General features: G+C 53.3%; 26 protein-coding genes and 1 pseudogene. 13 read left to right on the top strand and 14 right to left on the bottom strand.

Features of this window, described 5'->3' with window-relative positions:
• Positions 1-22 precede the first annotated feature (22 nt).
• The 3 genes from GOW60_RS17865 to GOW60_RS17875 all read left to right on the top strand — a co-directional run bounded on the left by GOW60_RS17865 (position 23) and on the right by GOW60_RS17875 (position 3,130).
• Positions 23-1,147: a pyridoxal phosphate-dependent aminotransferase gene (locus tag GOW60_RS17865; protein WP_171230331.1), complete on the top strand. Its 1,125-nt coding sequence runs from the start codon at positions 23-25 to the stop codon at positions 1,145-1,147.
• A 183-nt stretch (positions 1,148-1,330) separates the two neighbouring features.
• Positions 1,331-1,804, top strand: a complete 474-nt coding sequence (locus tag GOW60_RS17870) for a DUF427 domain-containing protein (protein WP_171230332.1) — start codon at positions 1,331-1,333, stop codon at positions 1,802-1,804.
• A 231-nt stretch (positions 1,805-2,035) separates the two neighbouring features.
• Complete coding sequence (locus GOW60_RS17875; protein WP_371813384.1) at positions 2,036-3,130, top strand: ABC1 kinase family protein; 1,095 nt, start codon at positions 2,036-2,038, stop codon at positions 3,128-3,130.
• Positions 3,131-3,304: 174 nt separating this feature from the next.
• Here the strand turns inward: GOW60_RS17875 and GOW60_RS17880 are convergent, their stop codons facing one another.
• A complete protein-coding gene (locus tag GOW60_RS17880; RefSeq protein ID WP_371813381.1) occupies positions 3,305-3,844 on the bottom strand; it encodes a thiol-disulfide oxidoreductase DCC family protein in 540 nt (179 codons plus the stop codon).
• A 631-nt stretch (positions 3,845-4,475) separates the two neighbouring features.
• Between GOW60_RS17880 and GOW60_RS21205 the strand changes: the two are divergent.
• The 5 genes and pseudogenes from GOW60_RS21205 to GOW60_RS17900 form a co-directional block, all read left to right on the top strand.
• Positions 4,476-4,832, top strand: a pseudogene (locus tag GOW60_RS21205) (deoxyribodipyrimidine photo-lyase); the annotation flags it as partial.
• Positions 4,833-4,943: 111 nt separating this feature from the next.
• Positions 4,944-6,017 carry an FAD-binding domain-containing protein gene (locus tag GOW60_RS17885; protein ID WP_254444021.1) on the top strand — a complete coding sequence of 358 codons (1,074 nt, stop codon included), beginning with the start codon at positions 4,944-4,946 and terminating at the stop codon, positions 6,015-6,017.
• 5 nt (positions 6,018-6,022) lie between these two features.
• The gene (locus GOW60_RS17890) at positions 6,023-6,154 is read left to right on the top strand and encodes a DUF2256 domain-containing protein (protein WP_371809425.1); all 132 of its coding nucleotides are present in this window, start codon (positions 6,023-6,025) and stop codon (positions 6,152-6,154) included.
• Positions 6,151-7,395 carry an FAD-binding domain-containing protein gene (locus GOW60_RS17895; RefSeq protein WP_171230335.1) on the top strand — a complete coding sequence of 415 codons (1,245 nt, stop codon included), beginning with the start codon at positions 6,151-6,153 and terminating at the stop codon, positions 7,393-7,395. Before GOW60_RS17890 ends, GOW60_RS17895 begins: the two co-directional genes overlap by 4 nt.
• Before the next feature lie 3 nt (positions 7,396-7,398).
• The gene (locus tag GOW60_RS17900) at positions 7,399-8,892 is read left to right on the top strand and encodes a cryptochrome/photolyase family protein (protein ID WP_171230336.1); all 1,494 of its coding nucleotides are present in this window, start codon (positions 7,399-7,401) and stop codon (positions 8,890-8,892) included.
• 166 nt (positions 8,893-9,058) lie between these two features.
• Here GOW60_RS17900 and GOW60_RS17905 read toward each other — a convergent pair whose 3' ends face one another.
• A complete protein-coding gene (locus tag GOW60_RS17905; RefSeq protein WP_171230337.1) occupies positions 9,059-9,991 on the bottom strand; it encodes an SdiA-regulated domain-containing protein in 933 nt (310 codons plus the stop codon).
• A 217-nt stretch (positions 9,992-10,208) separates the two neighbouring features.
• Between GOW60_RS17905 and GOW60_RS17910 the strand changes: the two genes are divergently transcribed.
• Entirely contained in the window at positions 10,209-10,931 is a 723-nt protein-coding gene (locus tag GOW60_RS17910) for a hypothetical protein (protein WP_152456651.1), read from the top strand.
• Here GOW60_RS17910 and GOW60_RS17915 read toward each other — a convergent pair whose 3' ends face one another.
• The 7 genes from GOW60_RS17915 to GOW60_RS17945 form a co-directional block, all read right to left on the bottom strand.
• A complete protein-coding gene (locus GOW60_RS17915; RefSeq protein ID WP_171230338.1) occupies positions 10,932-11,873 on the bottom strand; it encodes a metallophosphoesterase in 942 nt (313 codons plus the stop codon).
• A complete protein-coding gene (locus GOW60_RS17920) occupies positions 11,863-13,296 on the bottom strand; it encodes a hypothetical protein (protein WP_171230339.1) in 1,434 nt (477 codons plus the stop codon). The genes GOW60_RS17915 and GOW60_RS17920 overlap by 11 nt, the downstream gene beginning before the upstream one ends.
• Positions 13,297-14,077: 781 nt before the next feature.
• On the bottom strand, positions 14,078-14,251 hold the full coding sequence (locus GOW60_RS17925; RefSeq protein WP_170755412.1) for a hypothetical protein: 174 nt from the start codon (positions 14,249-14,251) through the stop codon (positions 14,078-14,080).
• Between the two features lie 41 nt (positions 14,252-14,292).
• Positions 14,293-14,598, bottom strand: a complete 306-nt coding sequence (locus tag GOW60_RS17930) for a hypothetical protein (RefSeq protein ID WP_171230340.1) — start codon at positions 14,596-14,598, stop codon at positions 14,293-14,295.
• Positions 14,599-14,651: 53 nt separating this feature from the next.
• Positions 14,652-15,266, bottom strand: coding sequence for a hypothetical protein (locus tag GOW60_RS17935; protein ID WP_171230341.1), 615 nt, complete (start codon positions 15,264-15,266; stop codon positions 14,652-14,654).
• 55 nt (positions 15,267-15,321) lie between these two features.
• Positions 15,322-15,621, bottom strand: a complete 300-nt coding sequence (locus GOW60_RS17940; RefSeq protein ID WP_171230342.1) for a hypothetical protein — start codon at positions 15,619-15,621, stop codon at positions 15,322-15,324.
• Positions 15,622-15,985: 364 nt separating this feature from the next.
• Positions 15,986-16,285: a hypothetical protein gene (locus GOW60_RS17945; protein WP_152456658.1), complete on the bottom strand. Its 300-nt coding sequence runs from the start codon at positions 16,283-16,285 to the stop codon at positions 15,986-15,988.
• A 556-nt stretch (positions 16,286-16,841) separates the two neighbouring features.
• Here GOW60_RS17945 and GOW60_RS17950 point away from each other — a divergent pair.
• The 3 genes from GOW60_RS17950 (at position 16,842) to GOW60_RS17960 (ending at position 18,723) form a co-directional block, all read left to right on the top strand.
• Positions 16,842-17,357 (top strand): DUF805 domain-containing protein, encoded by a 516-nt coding sequence (locus tag GOW60_RS17950; protein WP_171206323.1) that lies wholly within the window; start codon positions 16,842-16,844, stop codon positions 17,355-17,357.
• A gap of 75 nt (positions 17,358-17,432) precedes the next feature.
• A complete protein-coding gene (locus GOW60_RS17955) occupies positions 17,433-18,203 on the top strand; it encodes a hypothetical protein (RefSeq protein ID WP_171230343.1) in 771 nt (256 codons plus the stop codon).
• Positions 18,187-18,723: a hypothetical protein gene (locus GOW60_RS17960; protein WP_171230344.1), complete on the top strand. Its 537-nt coding sequence runs from the start codon at positions 18,187-18,189 to the stop codon at positions 18,721-18,723. Before GOW60_RS17955 ends, GOW60_RS17960 begins: the two co-directional genes overlap by 17 nt.
• A 786-nt stretch (positions 18,724-19,509) precedes the next feature.
• On the opposite strand, the gene GOW60_RS17965 is transcribed toward GOW60_RS17960, so the two are convergent.
• The 5 genes from GOW60_RS17965 to GOW60_RS17985 all read right to left on the bottom strand — a co-directional run bounded on the left by GOW60_RS17965 (position 19,510) and on the right by GOW60_RS17985 (position 23,828).
• Positions 19,510-20,475 (bottom strand): ion transporter, encoded by a 966-nt coding sequence (locus GOW60_RS17965; protein WP_171230345.1) that lies wholly within the window; start codon positions 20,473-20,475, stop codon positions 19,510-19,512.
• On the bottom strand, positions 20,468-21,658 hold the full coding sequence (locus GOW60_RS17970) for a low temperature requirement protein A (RefSeq protein WP_171206319.1): 1,191 nt from the start codon (positions 21,656-21,658) through the stop codon (positions 20,468-20,470). Before GOW60_RS17970 ends, GOW60_RS17965 begins: the two co-directional genes overlap by 8 nt.
• A gap of 198 nt (positions 21,659-21,856) precedes the next feature.
• On the bottom strand, positions 21,857-22,510 hold the full coding sequence (locus tag GOW60_RS17975) for a DsbA family oxidoreductase (RefSeq protein ID WP_371813382.1): 654 nt from the start codon (positions 22,508-22,510) through the stop codon (positions 21,857-21,859).
• A gap of 3 nt (positions 22,511-22,513) precedes the next feature.
• Positions 22,514-23,233 carry a glutathione S-transferase family protein gene (locus GOW60_RS17980; RefSeq protein WP_171230346.1) on the bottom strand — a complete coding sequence of 240 codons (720 nt, stop codon included), beginning with the start codon at positions 23,231-23,233 and terminating at the stop codon, positions 22,514-22,516.
• Complete coding sequence (locus GOW60_RS17985) at positions 23,220-23,828, bottom strand: NAD(P)H-dependent oxidoreductase (RefSeq protein ID WP_171230347.1); 609 nt, start codon at positions 23,826-23,828, stop codon at positions 23,220-23,222. Before GOW60_RS17985 ends, GOW60_RS17980 begins: the two co-directional genes overlap by 14 nt.
• 214 nt (positions 23,829-24,042) lie before the next feature.
• Here GOW60_RS17985 and GOW60_RS17990 point away from each other — a divergent pair, with 214 nt between their 5' ends.
• Positions 24,043-24,327, top strand: a complete 285-nt coding sequence (locus GOW60_RS17990) for a helix-turn-helix domain-containing protein (protein WP_253286204.1) — start codon at positions 24,043-24,045, stop codon at positions 24,325-24,327.
• The last annotated feature ends 275 nt before the right edge of the window (positions 24,328-24,602 follow it).

Consider the following 24,602-nt stretch of genomic DNA (forward strand, 5'->3'; position numbering starts at 1 on the left):
CTACAAGGATTTTGAGTTGAGCATGAAAGTCAAGATACACACACTTTTTCAGTACCTGCTGGATACCACCGAAGCGGATCCAGAAGCTTTCGTTGGGTTTTCCTTGTCTGCGTCGCCGTGTTTGGGTGAGTTTATGGATGCGCTGGACCCAGCACTGCCGCTGGATTGGAACCAAAAGAGCTTTCGGGGCCTGCCTGCTTTACGACGACATGTCTTGGACCGCGCCGGCTTGTCTGATGTTTGCAAAACAGACGATGTTCTGATCACCGCAGGCGCTGCGGAAGCCAATTATCTTGCATTCATGCAATTGGTCCAACCGGGTGACGAAGTCGTAACTGAACGCCCGGGCTGGCCGCAAGCGGGCGTATTGGCAGAGGCTGTTGGCGCGACTCTCAAAGTTGTAGACCGAGAAGAGAGCGCTGGTTGGGTATTGCCGCTGGACGAAGTTGAAGCCGCAGTAACGGAACGCACGCGGCTCATCTTTGTCACCAACCCCAATAACCCAACCGGCCGCCTGATGACCCGGGCAGAGCTGGAAAGGCTTGTGCAAATTGCAAACCGTGTCGGCGCATGGCTGGTTGTTGATGAAGTTTACGCAGGATTGGAATGGGACGGGTCCCGTGCCCCTTCGATTGCCGGTTTGTATCCGAGAGGTATCACGACGGGCAGCGTGTCCAAAGCATTGGGGCTCCAGGGGCTGCGCACCGGATGGATGATTTGCCGTGATCCCGATCTGATTTGGGATGCCATAATTCTGCGGGAAAACTCCAGCGAGATTATGAATATACTCGGCGAAGTCATTGCCGAAATCGCTTTGAGGCCTGACCGATACAATCAGTCAATGAAAACTGCGCGGGCAGCTGGGATGAAAACACTGGAACGCCTTGATCGGTTTGTTGCCGAACAACCCCGCCTCGATTGGGTCAAACCTCAGGCTGGATTGATTGGTTTGGCACGGCTTGACGGGATTGATGGCGATGTTTTCGCCAAACTCTTGCTCGCCGATCCGTATCGGACATTTCTTTTACCGGGCTCGTCTTACGGGATGCAGAACCACGTCCGACTAGGCGTCGGAGGAGGTGCTGCTGCCAATCTCGACCTTGGCCTAGAGCGCATGGGTGAACTGTTGGCGAACTGGCAGACTTAGGACATTCATTTTGACGGTTCGGGCTGCAAAGTCGGTCTAACAGTGCAGCCCGATCAAAGCTGACACTAAGCCCAATTGTGGTTCAAGTTCGCCTACCTTGTGTTGAAAGTTCTTTCGCTAGAATAACGCTGTCGGCGCGCTATCTCGAAGAAGGAACAGCCTAATACACAACCCGGTTCCACAATGACAGCTTTGACAATTGAAGACGTGCAAGACTATCCGCGGCCACCTGCGCTGCGGGAGGTGCCCCATAACGTGCGGATAGAGTTTGGCGGTCGAACAATCGTAGAAACCGATCAGGCGTTTCAGGTACTCGAGACCCACCACGCCCCAACGTACTACATCCCACCGCATGACATTGATGCCGTTCTGACAAAAACCTCGGTCAGGTCATACTGCGAATGGAAGGGCGTTGCGAGTTACTGGGACGTTCAGAGCGGGGCGGCCAAGGCCACAAAAGCCGCATGGAGTTACGAGGAACCAACCACCAGGTTTGAACAGATAATGGGCTATGTCGCCTTTTACGCCGGGCTTATGGACGGTTGTTTCGTTGGCAAGCATCGTGTGATCCCGCAACCCGGGGACTTTTATGGGGGTTGGGTCACCGAGAATTTGAAAGGTCGCATCAAAGGCTCTCCGGGCACGGAATTTTGGTGAGGATGTATGACTGACCCTAAATCCTCAACAACCTCTTTGGCAGTTCCTACAAGCCGTTTGGTCCGTGTTGCCGGTTTAAGCAGCATGACGGCAGGCATTGCAGGAAACGTGGCAGTGCGCGCCCTTCGAGAGATCGGTCGCGGTGCGCGACCCGATATGCGTGGTTTGTTGATGACCCCAGGTAACGTGACACGGATCGCGGATCAGCTTTCGCGCATGCGAGGGGCGGCGATGAAGGTGGGTCAGCTGATTTCGATGGATGCAGGCGAGGCCTTGCCACCTGAGCTGGCTGACATCATGGCACGTTTGCGGGATCAGGCGCATTTCATGCCACCGAAGCAATTGCGTGACGTCCTGAACCGAAACTGGGGTACAGATTGGCGCAAATCCTTCAAAACGTTCAATGTAAGGCCCATTGCGGCGGCGAGTATCGGGCAAGTACATCGTGCAACTTTGAAAGACGGGCGTGATGTGGCGATCAAAGTGCAATATCCCGGTATCGCTCGCAGTATCGACAGCGATGTTGCCAATGTGGCCGCGCTGGTTCGAATGTCCGGTCTACTTCCCAAAAGCTTTGATCTGGGGCCGTATATCCAAGAGGCGCGCAGTCAATTACATGAAGAAACGGATTATGAACGCGAGGGGCGGCACATGCGCCACTTTGCTGACCTCTTGCAGGGTGATGAAGCCTTCGAAATTCCGGAGTTCTTTCCGGATTGGAGCACTCCCGAGGTTCTAACGATGTCCTTTCTGGAAGGTCGCCCTATCGAGACCGTGAGTGATGCGACCAGAGAGGAACGCAATCGAGTCTCAGAAGCCTTGGTCGATCTGACGCTGCGCGAGGTTTTCGAGTTCGGTATCATGCAAAGCGATCCAAATTTTGCCAATTACCGATACAACCCGTCAAATGGGAAGATCAGCCTCTTGGATTTTGGCGCGGCCCGAGCCCTGCAACCATTGGCAATTGATGGGTATATGCATCTGCTGCGTGCTGGCCTGCGGGAAGATGAAGAAGAGCTTCGTAACGCTGCCATCCAATTGAAGCTTGTTGAAGGTGATGGCCCGTTCGACGACCGGATCCTCGGAATGATCCGCAGTGTCTTCGACGCAATCCTATCCGCGAATGAATTTGATTTTTCTGACCGAACGCTCTCCAACCACCTGAACAAGGAAGGCATGGCCTTGGCCCGGGCCGGGTATATCCCGCCCCCAATGCCAATGGATATTCTTTACCTTCAGCGAAAGATTGGGGGGATGTTCTTATTGGCCACGCGATTGAGTGCCTCGCTGCCTGTAAAGACGCTTCTTGCAAAGTATGTCATCTGAACGACCCCTATCCTCCCTAACCCAGCAAACCGAGCAATAGCAGAACCCGCGGCACCGATATGCGTGACCAACCCAAAACAAAGCGCGAGTATAATGCGAGTGTTGCCAAGTGCGGGTTCGAGCCCCCGTTTTACGAGCCAAACCAGCCATTGAAATAACCATCGCCCAGATTGATCATGTCGACGAACCTGTCTCGTTAGTCGACTTCGCTCCGACCCAAGACGCGATCCTCGAAAGCATCGGTCTTAGTGGCAGGAAGCACCGATATGCAAGCTCTAGCAAAGCCGTTATCCCCGGCAAGCTTGCCACCCGTGCCAGCCAACGCCATTTAGGTAAAGTGCCCCACAGTTCCGTAAACGCGCGTGCACCAGATACTAGTTCTCCGTCTGGTCGACGTACAGTGAAACGATCCATAGCTTCTTGCCGCGTTAGATCTTCATCAATTCGAACATTGGATTTGGAAACGTCGACAAACCTCAGGCGTTCAGCGCCCTCGCAGGAGGCATAGTGTTCGATCTCAACGGAGCAAAGCGGGCAAGATCCGTCGTAATAAACCGTAGCAAACGAATGATGGGTTGCGGCGTCATCAGATGTGAGCGCAACCTCAGCTTTGTCCGTTTTGTCCATTTTGTTTGACCTCGTCTTGTGGGCTTCATCCGTCCCGTTGCAAGACTTAGCGCAGATACCTAAGAAACGAGGGTTCAGCAGTGACATACAGATGCGTTATGAGGCCGCAACTGGTGATGATGCTAGCCAAATTTTAGCGATTGCGTCGCCCGAATTGCAGGCGTGCGGGAAATTTTATTGAATAAAGTGAGGGGTTTGTAGATCCCTCGCTGTTTGTCGAAAGGCACTGAAAAGTTGCCCCACCAGAAGATCACTACGGCAATCTCACAAGCTCAGCGGTTGGCGCAGCTCATGATCCACGGGGCTTGATACCGCATAAGTCAAGCTTACTGCCTTCGATGCGCAAACAAGATGGTCCCGTTTGAATACCTCCCTCTTGCGTTTACAGAGCTTTCGGGGCGGATGCTCTGAGGTCCGTTGCCAACCGTGCCTGGTAACGTTCAAATCGACGGGCTGGTCTCTTTATCCTTTACTCAGAAATCAGAAATTCAAATAAGACAGAGATGGGCTAACCCGCTCCTTTTTTGGTGGTTTAAGGCTCAGAGCGAAAACTCAACAGTGTCACCTTTGTCGGGGTCTTTTTCTTCTGGCCACGTGCTTTCGGTGGGTTCGCGAACGCTTCCGACATTCATGTACCGAAGGCCAATGGCTTCTCTGCAAAAACCACGTCACAGCGGAATGTGAGGAAGACTGGAACATAGATCCATTTCTAGTGGCCATGCGTACAAACCTTGAAAACGGAGGTATCGTGCAGGTCGTCTGGTTCAAACGGGATTTACGGGTAAATGATCATCCGGCACTGGCGCAAGCGTCTGAGGTCGGGCCAGTTCTGCCACTCTATGTGGTTGAACCTGAGCTTTGGCAGCAACCTGACGCGTCAACACGGCAGTGGAACTTTGTTGCTGAGACAATCGCTGAGTTGCGTGATGACCTTGGGAAACTGGGACAACCACTCATTGTGCGCACGGGACAAATTTTGGCGGTCCTTTCCAAGTTAAAAGATCGTGGTCTGATAGACGTACTTTGGTCACATGAAGAAACAGGAAACAATTGGACTTATCAGCGGGACCGTCAGGTTGCTGCATGGTGCAGGGACCACGGCGTGCGGTGGCACGAAGTACAAAACCATGGCGTTCTTCGCAGGCTCAGGTCTCGCGATGGCTGGGCGGAACGTTGGGACCGGTTTATGGCTTTGCCCGTTGCTTCACCAGTTGCGCTTAAGCATATCGACATAGAACCAGGCTATATTCCCACGGGGCGCGACCTTGGCTTGCGGGATGATACATGTGTTGGTCGTCAAGCCGGTGGACGAGCTGTGGGTTTGGAACGTCTGAGCAGTTTTCTGACCCACCGTGGCAAAAGATACCAACGCGAAATGTCCAGCCCCTTGGAGGGGGCCGTTGCGTGTTCGCGGCTGTCGCCCTATCTGGCTTGGGGTGCGCTTTCGATGCGCGAGGTGTCGCAAGCTACTGAAAATCAGAGACGCCGGTTGCCGCCGCAGGCAAAGGATTGGCGTAAATCGCTTCGCTCGTTTTCGGGCCGTTTGCATTGGCATTGCCATTTTATTCAGAAACTTGAGGATGAACCCCGGATTGAATTTGAAAATCTGCATCGGCTCTACGATGGTCTTCGACCGAAAGCGCCAGATGCCCAGCTCTTGACCGCATGGTCCAACGGAGAAACGGGATATCCATTTCTGGACGCATGCATGCGGTCATTGCAGGCAACGGGCTGGCTTAACTTTCGGATGCGCGCAATGGTGATGGCCACTGCAAGTTATCATCTTTGGCTGGATTGGCGGGCCCCGGGTGAGCATTTGGCGCGCATGTTTACCGACTATGAGCCGGGCATTCACTGGAGTCAGGTGCAGATGCAATCAGGCACCACTGGCATCAATACCGTGCGCATCTATAATCCGGTTAAGCAGGGCTATGATCAGGATCCAGAAGGGTTGTTCATTCGGACATGGTTGCCGGAATTGTCCCAAATTGCGGATCAGCATATCCATGAACCCTGGAAAGCTCACAACGCGAAAGACATCATTGGAACGCTTTATCCAGAGCGTGTTTTTGACCATCTAGCGGCAGCCAAGGCCGCGCGCGAGCGGGTTTGGGGCGTGCGCCGAAGTGCGGAGTTTCGTTCCGAAGCACACGCCATCGTGACAAAACACGCCAGCCGAAAGAATCGGCGGAATCCTCGCAAAGTCGCGCGGGCGTCTCAAAATCAAAAGCAACTCAGACTGCCTCTGGAGGATCAGTGATGAAGATGCGCAAGAAAGCCGACTTACCCCAGAAGGTCTGCCCGGTCTGCCAGCGCCCGTTCACTTGGCGCAAGAAATGGGAAAACGTTTGGGATGAGGTGAAATACTGCTCAAAAAAATGCAGATCGGCTGCATGATCGAGATGTTTTCAGAACTTGATGAAGCGAAAGAGACATTTGATTTCAAACCCACAAGGACCAACGGTCTTATAAGGCTGAAGCAGTTCGTGGGACGCACCGGGCGCCATTACGCAAGTGCGCGAAACTACGATTTTGGGACTGAGCGTCGCAGCAATGTTTCGGGTTTGTCACCTTGGCTGCGCCACCGTTTGATAACGGAGAAAGAAGTACTGGCAACGGTTTTAGCGTCGCATAATTTCAACGCGGCGGAGAAATTCGTGCAAGAAGTATTTTGGCGCACGTACTTCAAGGGTTGGCTGGAACAAAGGCCCAGCGTCTGGTCACTGTATCAGCGGGATTTGCTGAGCGCTTGTGAGCGGTTAAGGGATGATGAGGGCCTAAAGGCCCGTTTCAATGATGCAGTGAACGGCAATACCGGCATCGACTGTTTCGACCATTGGGCGCGGGAACTGATGGCGACAGGCTACCTTCATAACCATGCGCGCATGTGGTTTGCATCAATCTGGATTTTTACACTTCGCTTACCCTGGCAGCTTGGTGCAGATTTCTTTTTGCGACATTTGCTGGATGGCGATCCCGCATCGAACACGCTGAGCTGGCGCTGGGTTGGCGGATTGCACACGAAAGGCAAAACTTACCTCGCGCGCCCTGACAACATCGCCAAATACACTGAAGGACGGTTTCAACCGAAAGGCCTGGCCAAATTTGCGGAACCGCTGACCGAGCCGGTAGAACACCCGCTCGTTCCCCTTTCAAGTCCGCAATTGCCCTCAGACAGCCCTTATCTGTTGCTGTTGACAGAGGATGATCTGTCAGCTCATCAATTGATGCCGACACCGCCCGTTGCCGCGATTGGACTTTTGGCGACGCATGGTCGATCCCCAAACCCGTTGGGAGACGTTGTACAGGATTTTGCCAAGGGCGCGATGAGCAGCGCCTTGGAACCCCACGGAAAACTCGGGCAATCGACCGAGGACTGGTGTGGTACGTTGATCGAGGCAGCACGGAATGCAGGTGTTACGACCATTGCAACAGCCTATGCGCCTGTCGGTCCCACTCGGTCACGGCTGGATCGTGCGGAACCTGTATTGAGAGACGCAGGCCTTTCTTTGAACAGGATAATGCGGCCGTACGACGCTATAACATGGCCTCATGCGAAGGCCGGGTTCTTCGGCCTTCGAAAGAAGATCCCGGTGCTCTTACGCCCACTGAACATGGCCACCCAACAAAGACCATAGCCCATGTCCACTGCCGCCCTTTTACTTCCCAACCAATTGTTTGCCCAACACCCGGGACTGGCCGCCCGGCCCGATACTGTTGTGCTTTTCGAAGACCCGCTGTTCTTTGGCGACGCGTATTATCCCGCCACGATGCACAAGCAAAAGCTTTGGCTGCACCGCGCCACAATGGCGCGCTATCGCGATGGCTTGGTCGCCAAGGGCTTTGATGCTGCGATCTGGCCTTTTGAGCGGCAGCCGGGTGCATGTCTGCGGCTTTTTCAGAACCTGCGTGATCGTGGTGTCAGCCGAGTGATCATGGTTGATCCAGTAGACTTCATTGCAGAAAGACGTTTTCGGGCAGCGGCTGGCAATACCGACATCACGCTCGATATCCAGCCATCCCCCGGTTTTCTGAATACGCGGGCCGACAATCTGGATTGGTCTGCCGGTCGAAAACGCTGGTTCATGGCAGAGTTCTACAAGGGCCAACGCCGCCGTTTGAACGTGTTGATGGACAGCGGCCAACCGGCCGGGGGACAATGGAGTTTTGACGAGGAAAACCGCAAAAAAGTGCCCAAGGCGCTGTTGAGCAGCCTGCCTTGGATCGACTGGCCTGCCCATGACGCAGTTGATGAAGCCGCAAAAGCGAGCGTTATCGCTGAGTTTCCAGATGCATCGGGCAGCCTGGATACGCTATTTTATCCGACGTCACACAAAGCTGCATCCGATTGGCTGGAGCAGTTTTTGGAACGGCGGTTCGAACACTTTGGCGACTATGAAGATGCCATTGTCGAGGGGGAAAACTGGCTGTGGCATGCCGTTCTTACGCCCGCTTTGAACATCGGCTTGTTGACGCCTAAGCAAGTTTTGGACGCTGCCCTAGCGCATGCTGATCGCAAGGGCATTCCCCTTAACTCGGTAGAAGGATTCATCCGCCAGATCATTGGCTGGCGCGAGTTTATGCGTGCTACCTATGAGAACCTTGGTGTGCAGATGCGCACTACAAACCATTGGGGCCATCACCGCCCTATGCCTCGTTCTTTCTACAACGGAACCACTGGTATTGATCCGCTGGACGACACGATCAAAAGGGTGCTCGAAACCGGGTATTGCCACCACATTGAACGCCTTATGGTACTGGGAGGATTTATGTTTCTGTGTGAGATTGATCCAGACCATGTCTATCGCTGGTTCATGGAAATGTTCGTCGACAGCTATGATTGGGTGATGGTTCCCAATGCCTACGCGATGAGCCAGCATGCCGATGGCGGGTTGATCACCACCAAACCGTATTTTTCCGGCTCAAACTACATTCGAAAAATGAGCCATTGGGGCAAAGGGCCATGGGCAGATATCTGGGACGGGCTTTATTGGCGCTTTATCCTGAAACACACAGATAGACTTGCTGGCAATCCCCGTTGGGCGATGATGTGCCGTACGGCTGGGCGCATGTCGCCAGAGGTCAAAAACAAGCATGTCACGACGGCTGAAGCCTTTTTGCGACGTATGACGTGAACATGAAATTTAACCGCGCAATGTCCGGCGCTGGATCAAGGTCGCCTAGTCCCAGCCACACTCCAACGGCGGTTCTGATTGAGGCGGACCAAGGTAGATGCGTACAAAGCAAGCTGCAACAACTTGCGGAAACCATTGTGGCGGTGTGAGCTTCGTTTTCTAGCTATCAAAATTCGGGAATATCAAAAACATACAGTCGCGATTTCTCGGCATCATCTGTCAGGATGTAGAGAAGTCCATTGGGCTCATCCAGGGCGATCCCTTCTGGATGCTTCACAACCTTGCGGTCGCCGTCTTTCATATAAGTTAGTTCTATTGTCTCTGCCGTTCTCGTCTCGGGATTGTACAAAAAGATCTGGCGCCCTTTGTCGCTCAGAATCCACAGTACACCTGAGGACGCAGACCAAGCCAATCCGCTTACATCCAGCTCATCGTCATTTACGCGATCAGACTTAAAACCAGATTCGCGATCCAAGGGGGTGATTTCCTCAATCTCCGTCAGCTCTGGCGACAATACCAGCAACAACCGCGGTTTCCCTTCGATGACCACGAATACTCGCCCAGTGTCCGGATCGACTGTGATGCCCTCAGGCCCTTTGTTTAATGGATTGCCGACGAGCATTTCAGCTGCATCCGAATAACCCTTGAGAGTAGCAAGTGGAATCGTTGTCAGTTGAATGGGGTCGGTTGGGTGAACGACTAGAATTGACCGGTCAGTTTCCTGAAGCACCAAAACAGATCCATCTTTTCGCCAAGCGACACCCTCGAGGTCTGATCCCTTCAGTGATGGCAACTTGAAAGATTTTCCCAATGCCCCGTCGATTCCAAGTAGGTGCAGTTTAGGTTCGGCATCGCTGACAGACCACAAGAAGCCTTCAGCGCTGGAAAGCGACAGACCTGAAGGCTCTGAAAACCCTTCTGTTTTGTCTGCGACCTTGAACCTATCGACCAGAACCAGATCAGCACTTTCGGCGCGGGCAAGACCAGCCCATAACAGGAAGGCCGCCGCCAATAACCCGGGCGCAAAAGCGAGCCGTCTAAGCATAAAGAAGCTCCGTGAAATTTCAGGTTTTGACGGAAACAGTTTGTTTTCTGCCATTCAGTTTTCTCGCCCGTGGAACACATCCCTTTATCGCGTTCTTATCACAACTCAGATGCGATGTCGGAAGAATGCTCATTGAACTCTTTACCTGATCCCGATTGTTGCGATTGAATTGAATGGGGCATGATGTGCCTGTGGTGAAGCCTAAGCCCTTGGCCTGAGCAGGAAGGAAGAAAAGCTGAATACGACATTCCCGTTTAAAACCGCGTTGTTGATGCTGCTGTTGCCAGGCGCTGCGGTGTCGCAAATTGATCCTGCAACGATGCTGGCCGGAGCTTCGGAATCAGAAATTCTGATCGAACGCCAATGGACTCAGTTTCGCGGCAAACAGGAACTGTATTTCTTTACTCTCGATGTGGTGGTCACGATCATTCTGGCTGGCTTGATCGTCTATCATCCGGTGAGACGCAAAGCCCGTAGAAGCATCGGCGACTTGGTCATGCCGAGGCTTTTCTTCCTTTATGCGCTTATCGGCATGGCTGTTGGATTCCTGGTTGTTCAACATGGGTCAATGATCGGATTCGTTATCTTTGGCATCGGCGCGTTGCTCAGGTTCCGATCCAATCTTGATGATCCGGTAGACACCGTTGAAATGATAGTCGTAACTGTTCTTGGTCTTGCGGTCGGTTTGGGCTTGCCACTAATGGCCACACTGGTAGCGATTGTGTGTTGGTGCTTCATTTGGCTCGGAGGGCGAAACAAGGGCGTGGAAGTTTCGCTCAAGGCTTCAGATGAAGAACACTCATTGAACGTCAGCGGAGACATTGAAGCCATGGCCGCAGACGCCGGCTGGAAGCTGGTCAGAAAACACCACGTCCCCGGCAAGTCTCGCGTTTCATTGCTTTTCATTACTTCGGGTGGACTTTCAGAAGCCCGGATCGAAGAGATGATAAACGATCTGGTCCCCGAAAAAGTTGAGTTGAAACTCAACCTCTAGTTATTTCACAAGGTCCAATCGTTTCAACACCGCATTCGGGGATCTGATCTCTTTCGGGAGCGACTTGAAGTTTACCGACCTTTCGAAATTGGGCCCTCGATATACTGCTATCCCAAACTCTCCGTTCGGCTGGAACGTAACATGAGTGAAGCTGTGAGGTGATCTGGCATTATCACCAATCAGCCGTCGTGGACCACCGCCCAAACAAGCTTGCGAAACATAAGCCACACCGTCTTTCCAGCCTGGGTAAAAGGCATGATGGTGGCCGGACAGATGCAGAACGACCCCGCTTTGCAGGTAGATTTTCTCAAGTGCCGGGTCACCGATGATTTCGCGTTCGCGCTGGATCGCGAAGGGCCAAAGCGGCAGGTGACTGAAAGTGACAATCGGGTTTCCATTCGCCCCCAGTTCCTCAAGTTGGTCCTGCTGATCGCCGGATAGCGGCCCAAGGGTCGTGGCATCCAAAGACGCAAACGTGACGCCTTGCATCTCAAACGCGTAGAAGAACGGATAGTCATCCGAAACCAGGAAATCGACGTCTGGTTTTCTCGGCGCCCATTCCTCGGCGTATATTTTTCTTTCACGTTCGAACCCGCGATAGGCAGAGGCATCATGGTTTCCCGGCGTGACCGCAAATGGAATTCCGGCAGCCTCAAGCGGGTCTGACACTTCCTTGTGAAACGCCTTCCACATCTCTCTGACCTGTTTGTCTGACAAGTTGGGAACGCGTTGACCCGCAACCATATCTCCGGTCGAAACCACCAGATCGGGATCAATCTCGATTATCCTTTCAATCGCCTTGTCGACGCGGGCATCGTATCTTACCGAACCATAGCTTCCATTCAGATCCGATATGACGATGACATCCAATGCCGCCGCTTTGCAGGTGAGCAGAGCGGACCAAATCAACACCGCCGCGGTGACGGAGCGCTTACGGGTCATTACAGTCCACAGCCTTTACCTCGGTGTCGTTTTTCAAAAAGAATGCGACGGGGTCCAAGTCGAACATCAAAACACCTTTTGAACAATTGCTCTGGAGAATGGACGTTGCCAGCGCTGTATTTTTAACGGCTTGCGCAATCTGCCTATCTGACAGGCCAAAGCTTTGCGACAACCAGTCATAAATCGGGCCTTGCGTTTGAAGGTCGTTATTCAAAGCAAACAAGCGCTGGTAAGTGCGTGGAGAAAAGTGTCGCATTTTCTCCAGCATCTGAGTGGATTTCGCAAAGTTGGCATATTCGACACGCCCACCAGCATCGTTGTCGTTTAGATTGCTGCGACGGATCAATAATGCGTCGGCTGGAACATCTCCATGGTTTGGCTTATGGTGCTTGGCCTTCTTGTGCTTCAGGTCTCCGTCTTCGACCCAATACCAATAGGGTGTGAAGTCTATGTTTCCTACGCGGTCCTGCTGGCTGAAGATGAAGTCGAGCAGAACAATCTCGGTAAGTTCTTGCATCCAAAATGCCATCTGTTGGTCGCTGACATCGGGGCCGAGATCCTTGTTGATCTGCCGATCCTTTCGACCTTCCCTGACACCTTCTGCAATGGCCTCGGGCAAGGGTTTTGAAGACCGCAAGGCCAAGAAGGCGGGTGTTTCCTGAAAATCGCGGTTTTGGCCTTTGCCCCAACCGGATTTACGGGTGCCGTTGATTTCCGAGCCATAGCGATGACCGGGGCTGTCAAGCAGGACACCGTATATCTGCGTTCGATCCGCGGTGAACAGATCATCGGTTGGCTGGTACGAGTTCGGATCGGCATCCGCAGCCAAGAATACCCGCCAGCCTTCATGGTTCATACGCCCGCCATGAGAGCCACCAGAAATCGCAAGGCCGGGCTCTGCGACCTCGGTGAGATGCGCCTGAGCGTCCATGCTACGCCAGACCGCCACCGGAACGTTCACCGTCGCGTCGAAATACCTGGAGAAATGGTAGTAGAGCAGCGAAGAGGTTGAAAACGTTCCGCTTGTACCCTTATGGTTCATGGTGGATTTGAATTTAGCCACCCTGTCCTTTGCCAGATCTTTTGCCGCCTTCCCCTCTTTGCAAGCGTTTCTCTCGAATTCGGAACGGTTCCCGGCGTAGGGTCCTTCCGAAATATCGTAGACGGCCATTCCTGGGCTGGTGCTCCAGGTTTTTGGGCAAACAGCAATTTCGGAGGCATAGAAATCAATCTCGCAATAGGTTGTTTCTTCCTCAAGATCGCTTTTCTTATACCCGCCCGTTGGAACTTTTTCGATCCGAATACAGCGTTCAGTAACGCCGTTGGGACTATCAAATGTCGTGGCTTCACCCTGAACATCGTCGCTTGCCCACAAGATGGTGGGTGCAATGAAAGCAAGAGACCCCAGAAGATGGAACTTCATTTGAATAGTCCTCCGGAGATCATCTAGGGCAAATCGCAGCCCGTTGTTCGGCGGATATCTTCAGATTTGGGTCGACACTGAACTTGGAGAATTTTGAGTCAATCCACTGGTCACACCCGCCTGAACAAGGTGCCCCGTTTCGGGCATCATTCCAATAATCTTTGGCCCTTTCTTCCGTCCAACCGCAAAACTGAACAAGCGCCATTGCCGACAGTGCGCCAGAGGAATGAACACCCCACATGCAGTGCACCAGAACAGGGCCTTTACCCGGGTTTTCAATTACTTCGTGTATGGATGCCATGACGGCGCCGGGTCGGGAGGATCTGGCGCTCTGATAGTCAAAGGATCCGTTCCCACAACCTGTGCGGCCGTACTGAGTGTTTTTGCCGAAGTCGGCATAAAATCCGGTTGAAAACCCTTTTTCGCACAAGGTTTCGCGTTGAACGTCACTCAGACCTGTTCGATCCTTGTCGCCGCCCTTGAAACCGGATCGATACAACACACCGCTTAAGACTGGGCGGAAGAAAGCGACGCCATCGACCCCTCCGTCGCCACTTTTTGAAAGCATTTGGCTGTTGCTAGGGCCACCGTTTCGGCTGGTGACGTCAGAAGTCGCAGCGGTTGCCAGAACACCAATGAATATGAGTGACGTCAAAAACCGCATGCGTGTTCCTTTCTGTGTTCAGCCCGTGATGCTCACACTTTTCCTGCCGGAATTCTCTCGGAGAGACACATTCACCGTAAACATCTTTGGTGGCGGTTAGCGTCCCGCCGTGAAGCCTCAAATTGGCCACACCAGATTGATGATAACGACGACCACGAAGTAGGCCAGAACAACTTTCCAATTCCACTGGTGTTTGTTTTCTTCGTTGATCACGCCGGCCGATTTCAATGCCAGGTTTGTGATAATCAAAGCGACAACGATGACCGCCGCATGTGCCAGATCGAAATGCAAACTAGAGCTCCTTTTTTCAGATTTGGGATTGTTGAAAATTGTCAGCAGTCGCCTGATGGCAGCATAGTTACATCTGAATACCTTCCTTCAGATGTCGTGATCCGCGCACATGCGCCGGTATCTTTGTTAAACCAGTAAGAGGTCAGCCCTTCGCTTCGGATAAGTTCAAACCCAAGACTTTGAATGCCCATTTCAGCCTGACCCGCTCTGGCCCCTTCAAATGACGAAAGATCGCTAGAGCTGCCCACAGTTGGTGCACTCGCATCCACTGAACCGCCACTCTCGTCGCATGCTGCGAGTACAGAAATACACACTGTACCGATCACCAAAAAGACTTTGGACTTCATCTGTTTTTTCCTAGCTGATTTGAGTTTCCGTTCCAGGGTTTTCCGTCGAGCATCTATTCAATTCCGAAAATTACGTTGTAGCCGACGGAAGAGTTGCCGCGGTTGATGACCTCGACAACATGATCACCGGATTGCCAAAGCTGCCCTCGATACTCCTTGTCCGCCGACATCAATCCCAACAGTTCAGAACCATCGGGGTTTCGAATAACGTAGTCCAAGGAGCCATTTCGCGGAGCAACGCGAACGTAAAGGAACTGTTCGTTTTTGGCGCCAAGGACATATTGCTCGGACGCTCCGGGCGCGAGTTGGCCAACGAGTTCGGCGCCAGTTGAACCAGTATCAAATTTGACGCGTTGGCTTTCAGTAGATCCTTCGGCGCCGGCCATAGCTCCACCACCATCATCCATCGCCTCGACAACCGACATCTCTCCAATGCTTCCATCCTTGTACGCGATGCATCGCCAAAGTGTCCCACCTGCGTCACGTAGCATGACCAGCGTGCCAGCTTCGGAAAACTCTGAGCTCTCAATCGTACCGGATTGACCGTCTGGCCCACCAACTTGCCGTAAATGATCGATACACGCGTCATCGGCTTCCGACATTGCAAGAGCAGCTGTGCCCGAAATTGCAAACATGGGTGTGAGGAGGTTCAGTAAACGGAGTTTCATCAGATTGTCCCCTGTTGGCTAATCCTTACAGTGTTCTTCTGTACAAAGCGGAACTTCATTTCGCTTCCTGCAACTTGGACAGAAACTCATCGCATGCCTGTGCGCTGCCGACGATCTCGTCCGTCGTTTCAATTCCTTGCAGTGATGCCATCTCGGAATTCACGCGATTGAGGATCTGATCCGCTTGCTCGGCGGTGATCAGATTCTCGGCTTGTGCGCCTTTCAATGTAGAGCAGACACCGGCGGACAAGCCTGTCGCAACGCCAACACCCATCGCGGCACCTCCACCCAAGGTCATCGCCCCAACCACGCCGAGGACGAGCCCGATCACGATACCCAAGATCACTTTTCCCATGTTTTCCTCCCTTTTGGTGAGAATGCGTTCGGCGTTCACTACTGCCGCAAACTGCGTACCCATTTGCAAATCAAGACCAGCGCTAAAAGGTTGAAAACCGGTGCGAGCACCGCCAACCACGGTTTGGTCGACTCCGAGACCAAGTCCGCTAGAAGTATCCAAGGCAATCCCAACGGCAAAAGGAACACCCCGGACAAAGGGTCTTTTTCTTGCCCCAACCAACCAAATGTACCCGTCATGAACGCAATCAACGCCAACAGGTAAAGGATCGCGAATACGATAGTGGCTATTCTACAAACCAAGTCGAGCTTTCCGATGAGCGAGCCAGTGCTGCGCGGCCGTGTTCAGCCACGCACCAAGCAGGTCACAATGCGCCTTCGTCGCCCAGGAACTCGATACCGGCTGTGGCGCCATCACTGTAAGCAATACAGTTCCATGGGGCACGATCTTCGCCAACGCCGACAGTGACCTGGGTTCCCGCCTCGCTAAACGCAGACGACAGCACAACGACTTGCGAATTGTTCGTTGTATTGGCCACGTCTCGCAAACACGCTTGCTGAGCGGGCGTGAGCTCGGCAGACGCGCTTGATGTACCTGTATCGTCGCAGGCCGCAAGCAGTGCGAAACATGTCGTGCCTGCAACCATCACCATCTTGTTGGTCATTTTTTTCTCCCTCTGGGTTCTTTGATCTCAATTGAATTAGAGGCGACGTTTTGAAGCTCCAGCGCCTAAGCGGCCAATAGTGCATACCTCGAACTGGTGACTGCCGTTCCCAAAAGACTCGCCATTCAAGGTTTGGCCGGCAGAACAATATTGCGTTGATCGCATGCACTGCCAACAACGCGTGACCGCACTGGAAAAAGCTGGAGCGAATGTTGGAAGAAGAGCTAGTATTTTGAGTCTTAGCATCGCGTTCTCCCAACGCTCAATCATTGAAAACGCCTTCCGACTGCCAGCACTCACTCCGACAGTCGGAAGGGCCCGGTAAATCGGGCGACAGCGACAACAACGGAGGTAAAATAAAGTTGCGTCGAATTCTCATATTTGAATCTAATTTTTCATAAATCAATATTTTTTCCGCGCGTAAATTTCTCTAGGCTTTCGTGCGAAAGGCTTTTGCTTTCAAACAAAAAGAATGTGGGGATTTTCGCAAAAGCGAGTGTTCCCTACGCGGCCAAGCGTTTTTGACGCCGCCAAGCAACGACGAAGGGACAAAAACATGGGATTCGTTGAAGCAGTAAAAACGTGTTTTTCGAAATACTTCCAGTTCTCTGGTCGGGCTTTACGATCAGAATACTGGTGGTTCTTCTTGTTCGTGGTTCTCGTGAGTGCCGTATTAGCTGTGCTGGATACGATCATATTCGGGACCAATCCCGAAACGGGGCAGGGATCTCGGGTTTTGTCCTCTGTTTTCCAACTGGCCGTTCTTATTCCCATGCTAGCCGCCGGTTGGCGGAGGCTGCATGATACAGGGCGACCTGGCTGGTACTTGCTGCTGCCGATGGCGCTTAGCATTACAACGCTTTTTGTTATGCTGGGTGGGGTGGCGTTCTTCTCGGTATTGGAGCAAGGAACGGAAAACCCCGATACACTACGAGGACCTGCGGCAGTCTTGGGCGCAACCGGCATTGTTGTTTTCTCAATTCTTCAATTGGTTCTGTCCATCCTGATGATCTGGTGGCTAACGCGCCCTTCTCAAGAAGGCGCAAACGAATACGGCGCACCTGTTTCCTGATCTGGTTGCCCGGGCGGTGGGCTCGAAGCTCTGCTGAAAGAAAGAGCCAAATGCAACGCCGTGGAGAGAGAAAGAATGAATTTCAAGCCGATTTCCGTTGGAGCGCTGATGATGGCAATGGCAACCACAGCATCGGCGGAGTGGTCGTTCAGTTCCGGGCCTAGTCCCAATGCGTTTATTCAGACAGGAAACATAACGCTGGAACTTCAGTGTGACCGTATTCGCTTTGCTCCGGCTGGATACGAGGACAGCCAGGACAGTGTGCAGAAGCAGGGGCTTTCCATTCGTTTCTTTAAGGACGGCACCACCGAAGTTGGGGCATTTCAGGTTGGCGCAGAAAACGCTGCCGTGCAGATCGTCGAAAACTATCTCGTCGAGGTCAGTTTCAATAGTCAAGAGGACTATGGTTTTGTACTGGACCAGCTTGCGGCCAATGCATCGGTTAATCTGTCGATGATTGATCAAGATGTCAGCTACGGAATCTTTGACTTGAAGGGTTCCGGCACGGCAATTCGGTCCCTTCGTTCCGCCTGCGATTCAGGTGCTCGCCAGGGGGGTTCCTACGAAGCACCCGAAGGCATTGTCTATTGTGGTGGCGGAGCGATAAAACGCCAGATCGAATATGTAATTCTGGACAATCCAGAGGGGGAGTGGGACGCGCGAGTAACGGTCAACGGCGAGTCGATCAGAGCCATGACAGCCTACAGTTACTTCGGAAACTCTGTGCCGCCCGCCGGATTTGTCGTCGCCCTGCTTGGGGAAGACAGGTCCGAATTTCTGATTTTTAACGAAGGCGCGAAAAACTGGCTGGAATACGGGGACTTCAGATATGATCAATGCAATTGACGCCGCCTTCCAACCAGCTTCCCCAATAGTGCACCAGCTGAAGTATTTGGTTTTCGGGATCGTACTTGTTTCGGGACTAGTTTGGACCTCACCAGCTGTCGCGGCTGATGTATCGCAACTTCCGCCCGGTTTGCAGGCGAAGGTTGATCTGGCGGCACGAGCCTGCGCGGAGTTCAACGACGGTCAGTTTGACATAGCCTGGGGCGCGGTTGAAAGGGTCGATCTCGACGGAGATCTACAACGCGACTGGGTTCTGAATGAGTCTGGTTTTGCGTGTTCGAGCGCCGCATCCCTTTACTGTAGTACCGGCGGATGCATGTCGCACTTTTGGATTAGCGAAGAGGTGCATTCCTTGCTCAACCAAGGCTGGTCGGTCGTTGACTTTGGGCGCCAACGCATTGTCATCGCGGACGTCCATGGATCCGATTGCGAGGGAATAAATCCGACGCCATGCGTCAGCGCCAGTGTTTGGGATGCCGAAGCCAAGACTTGGCGCTCGACTTCTGGAAGCTGGGAGTAAACTGTTTTTGTGTTTAGCAACTGTGTCAGAGGACCCTTTGTTCCTGGGGTTCTCTGTGGCATGCAGATCTATGGGAAAGCTGTGACCAAACACCGCGTGGATTTATGGGTTAGGTTCTGCGGTTTTTCTTAAGTCACAGGGCGGCCTATACGCTTCAACCGCAGGTAAATCCCCACGACCTCAGACAAAAGAACAGATGACAAAGAGGCAACAAGCAGCAGTTCAGAGTGGTCGGCTCCCGCTGCATTTTGAAGCTTCAGCATGTGCTTCCCCGCAAGTTCTGCGTCACGACACCTCAGGTGGTACCAGTATTAATCGAGCTGATCGGCAGCTCTTCTGGCTTTCATTTCAGCGATCATGGGCGACTTTGCGCGAAGGGAAGGCACGCGAGCAGCAACCAGACTACAGCCATTGGCACCTTGCCGATTTTTGGGAAGGACGGGAATGGATGTAGGTTCCACAATGTTCAAAAACCAAGTTCCCGTTTTCGCAACACGTCGCGCCCCTGGAACAAGGGACGGCTGTTGGTACAGAAGCGGCTATTGCAGCCAAAGCAGGCTTGGGTCATTCGCCCCCGGCTTGAACTCGCAAAAACCTGAGAAAGCTTGTTCTGTTCCATCGTGCAATCGACAGCAAGTTGTGTGGATGCCGTCGACAACACAGATCGCGTAGGACAGCGGTGAAACACCCAAGCACGCGAAACACTCTATTCGAAATCCCACATTTTCACAGATCTGCTGTAATCCAGTTGGGAGCTCGGCACTTGATCCGTGGCAGGCCAATTGCTCACGCTTGGGGCTTGGCCTTTTGCACAGTTTGCCCGCAGGTAGGGCAGTGATCGGCCTGTGACATGGTCTCAGCATGCACGCGGTTTCGGATATGATCGGCAGCGCGACGCGAGAGACCCAATTGCTTGCGAACGGCTTCAATAACGGCTTCGTCCGCGTCGCAGATATCGCCGTCTTCCAGGGCCTTTCGAAATTCACGTTCCAGGCTGGCCCGTCGGCGGTGCAACTGGTCGTTCAGGCCGCTGGCAATGATCCCTGCGGGCAATGCGGCCATCCCAATGCCAATCACCGTAATCGCAGCGCCGAAGATCTTACCGGCAACTGTCACGGGCGTCACGTCGCCATAACCAACGGTCGTAAGCGTTGCCATCGCCCACCACATCGCCGCTGGGATCGATCCGAATGCCTCCGGTTGCGCCTCGTGCTCTGCCAGCCAGGCACCGCTGGCAGCAAAGATCAGCATCACCATCAGGATGAAAAAACCTGCAAAAAAGGCGCCGGCCTCTTCCTCAAACACAGCGAGCAGCATTCCGAGTGCAGGCGAGTACCGCGTGAGTTTGAGGAGCCGCAACATGCGGAAGGTCCGCAACAGACGCAGATCAACCGGGAAGATCAAATAGAGCAGCGCAGGTAAAATCGCTAATAAATCGATGATGGCGATCGGGGAGACGGCCCAGGCAGCGCGCGTTTTGTAACTTGGATTTTCGGTGGCGACCCACAGCCTTGCCGCGTATTCGACCACGAATACGAATAGAGAAAAACCCTCAAAGAGGTTCAGCGCTAGGCCCCAACGGGTATATATGGAGTCGACCGTCTCCAGGATAACGGCGGCCACGTTCAGTGTGATGAGGGCAATTAGAGCTATTTCAAGCAACCATGGACCGGTGGCCGCCCTGTCCGGGCGCTCGAGCCACCAATAGACTTTCCTTTTTAGATAGCCCGACTTTGTAACTGCCTCACTCATGCCGAAACTGCGTCCAGGCGCGCGTCAGGGGGATCGCGATTTGCGATAGCAAGGCTGTGCCCCAGATCAGATTGCCAACCAACGAGGGAACATGGGGGACGATAAAGAAACAGGCAATAGCCAGAACGATCCCAAATACCCGCACATCCCAGCGCCCAAAGTCCGATGCAAGACGGTGTTCAATAACGTTCTGGAGCACCCAAAGCATGGCGATATATCCTGCAAGGCCGAAACAGCCAATGGCGGCATATTCGGTCGGGTATGGCTCCCAAAAACCGACTTTGACCTCGGCAGCTAGGGCCACGCCTACCATGACGCCGCATAACATCAAGATCAGATGCGCAAGCCACCAGATGACCAATGTCGACACCTTCTTGTCGTTGGGCTTGGCGTTGCCGACAAAGTCAAAATAAATCCAGCACATGACGAACATCGAAACGCCACCGATGACGAAATTAACAAGCACATCAAGTGAGACTTTGTAGATGCCTTTCTCGGACAAAGTTACGACGAGTTTGAAGAACCCTTCGCCCAGAACGATCAGTGTCAGCAGAGCAAACCGTTCCGCCATATGGCCAAGGCGCGGGACGAAACGTTCGAAGCGCAATACAGTGAGGCCTGGGATCATGTACATCGCCTGCGTGGCCACCATTGCGGCAGCAAACACCCAATAGGCCAAGGGTGTTGGCAGAAATGCCGTGATGGCAAAGATCACCGCAAAAACCGAAAAATTCCGGATCTGGGCCGTCGACATGGACTCGCCAGATGAATTGGCCCGCCGGGCGCGATAGTACAGCGCCGCGAGCATGGCCCTGTTCGCTGCAAATCCTAACGCGAAGAAAACCCAACCCTTGCCGTCAATAGCCGGGATCGCCGCTGCCATGAACATCACCGTGCAGATCATCACGGCCATAATCAGCCGGTGCCAGAAATCGGTGCTGACGAAGATCGAGTTGAATATGCTGAGTTCGCCCCACGCGTACCAGAGCGTGATGAAGATACCAGCGAACACAAGAAATCCATGCAGATCGAGATGATGCGACAAGTAATTGCCCAGCAGAAAGATCGTCACGACATGGATCAGGTCGTAGAACAGCTCGGCCCAGTGGACATGATCATGTGCATGGTCAAGGTCCTGGTGATGTTGGGGCTTTCGCCACATGGGGTGGTCATGCAATGCCATAAATTGGGAACTCTTCAGGGTTGAAAGGCTGTGGTGGCCGACAAGCGGCCACCCAGATTGAGTTTCACTATAAGATGAAGGTTGTCGCGGAGACTTTCGTCATGCAACCCCCACAATGGTTGTTCAGCGATGGCATGCCAGGCAATACCTGTTCGATCGTGGGTTTATTGCGCTGGCAGTGCCCGGTATTCACGGATGTCACGCGGCCCTGTCGTCTCGTAGATGCAGCAGGATGCGGGCGTAGTTTTCCTCGCCCTGCGCGCCGGTCACAAGGTGACGTTTGTCGAACACCATTGCGGGCACACCCTGAACTCCTCGGCTGATCCAGAATTGCTCTTTCTGGCGCACGTGATTGGCCCGATCTTGGCTTTGCAACATGTCCAACGCATCCGCGCGGTTCAGCCCGATGCCAGCAGCCGCATTTGCCAGAACCTGTATGTCCGAGACGTTTTCGCGGCGTGTAAAGAACGCCGAAAAAAGGGCCTGCTTCATTTCATGGCCGTTGCCTTGCTCGGTGGCCCAGTCAATCAATTGATGCGCACGGAAGGTGTTATACATCCGCATGTCATCGGCGTAATTGAACGTGAACCCCAGTGCCGCGCCCATCTCGGTCAGGCGGGCTCGTGCCTTGATCGACCCTTCCAACGTCGTCCCGTATTTCGATGCCAAGTGTTCGCGCAGGTTCTCACCACCCTCGGCCATCTGCGGATTCAACTCGAATGGATGCCAATGGATATCCAGTTCGGTCTGAGTGTCGCGCGCGGCTTTGGCAAGTTGGTGATAGCCGATCACACACCAAGGACAAACAACGTCTGACACGATATCGACGCGAATAGGCAGAGCAGCTTGCACGGCTCAGGTTCCTTTCACGTCGCCGGAAAAACGCGCCGCGTTTTCCTTGGCAAAGGCGCTGGAATCTGCGTCAGCATCCCAGAACTGTGGGTTAGCCTTGGGGATGGTCAGCGCTCGCTGGACGGCAGGTCGCGCATCCATACGGTCGAACCAGGCGTTCAGATGCGGTAGGTCCGACACATCCACCCGTGCCCAGACATAAGCACGCGCCCACGGGTACAGCATCATGTCGGCAATGGTGTATTCGTCCGCTGCGATCCAGTCCCGCCCGTCCAGACGCGTATTCATCACCTCCATCAACCGGCGGCTTTCGTCCACGTAGCGACGGATTGAAAAGGGCTCTTCATGGCCATTAGGCGCAGCGATGTGCTGGAAATACATCGCTTGACCCATCATCGGCCCGACGTGACCGACCTGAAACAGCATCCACTGCATTACCTCGGACCGCTTGGCCGGGTCCGAAGGCAGGAATTTTCCGTATTTCTCGGCCAGATGCCACAGGATCGCGCCGGATTCGAAGATCGTGCGGCCTTCCGAACGGTCCTCAATCGTTGGGATCTTTCCGTTCGGATTAAGCGCTAAATAGTCCGGCGCCTTCTGCTCGTGTTTGGAAAAGTTGATATGGGTCAGGTCGTAGGCGATACCTGCCTCTTCCAGAAAAATGACCGGTTTGTAGCCGTTCATCGTGCCTGCGGTATACAGGTGAATATCAGGCTGGGACATGTTCAACCTCCGCAAATGTGGTTTTCAGATGTGCGTCAAATCGAGCAAAATCGGCCTCGATTTCCGGGTTCTTCATAACATCGAATGCAGCAAAAGTCGTAAGGGGCTGCATGGCAAAGAACTTTGCGTTCAGGTGCATCGGCGCTAGCAGGTCGTCGACGCTGGCGCCCGCAAAGAAAGGCTCGGACTCGTCATCGAACGCTTCTTTCGGGGCGTTGAAGGTAACTGACAGCATGTATTTCTTACCGTTTAGCGTGCCGCCGGTACCGTAATTGACTTTGGGCGCGTCGGTCGTTCGGCCGTCACCTGCACACAAGCGGCCGTCCATACCGGTCGTGTACACCTCATCGATGTATTTCTTGAAAATCCACGGAACGCCCATCCAGCTCACCGGGAACTGCATGATGACTGTATCGGCCCACAGGTGCGTGTCGACCTCTGCATTCGCGTCATATCCATCAGCGACAGTGGTCACGCGCACGTCGTGCCCCATTGCTGTCAGCGTATTCCGTGCACGTTCAAGGAGGCTTGCATTCAACTGTCCGGGGGCGAATTCGTAGGGCTGGGTGCCATTCACGATCAGGATTTTGCTCATGTCCATATCCTATTTGTGCAGTCTCTGAACCCTTGACTTTCGCCGGGTTCAGAGAGCATTTGAGAGTATAGGTATGAGAAATCAACCAGTATACTTTTGGTAACCTAGTTATCTGGGCGGAAGGATGACAATGCGAGCGCGGATTGAAGAGGACGCCAAACGCCGTCGACAGGTCTCGGAGGCTTGTCTGGAGCCATGCGCAATCGAAAGAGGTATGCGGATCATTGGCGGAAAATGGACCGGCTCGATTTTGTGGCACCTCAAAGATGGTCCCGTGCGTTTTAACGATCTATCGCGTATGATCGGTGGGGCTAGTAAGAAGATGATCGCTGAGAGATTACGCCAACTTGAGGAGCAGGGTTTGGTTGCAAGACAAGTGATGGATACTTCCCCTGTTTCGGTTCAATATTCCATCACCGAGTTTGGCAGCACAGCCCTTGGATTCCTCGATGAGCTAAGAAAGTGGAGTGAAGAGCTGCCTAACGATTTACAGCGATGACTTTTAAATGCTTGCTCTTAGCTTATAGCCTAATTTTTTAATGACCCCGCGACAAACTTGTAATTTCTTCAACACTGCAGATGAAGGGGCTTGGCGACGCAGAACAGAATTCCGCGAGACTGTTGTTTAAGAAAGCTAATTGCGCCAGTTTTGACAAAAAATGATAGAAATATACCAAAGCAAAGCTTTGGTGCAGCGGTGTGTTTTGGAACGACTTTCTACGGGGCCGTTCAATGACATTTGAACTGACACGTACCGTAACAGCCGTCCCGCAG

This window comes from Ruegeria sp. HKCCA4008, assembly GCF_013033125.1.
In the GTDB taxonomy this organism is placed as follows: domain Bacteria; phylum Pseudomonadota; class Alphaproteobacteria; order Rhodobacterales; family Rhodobacteraceae; genus Ruegeria.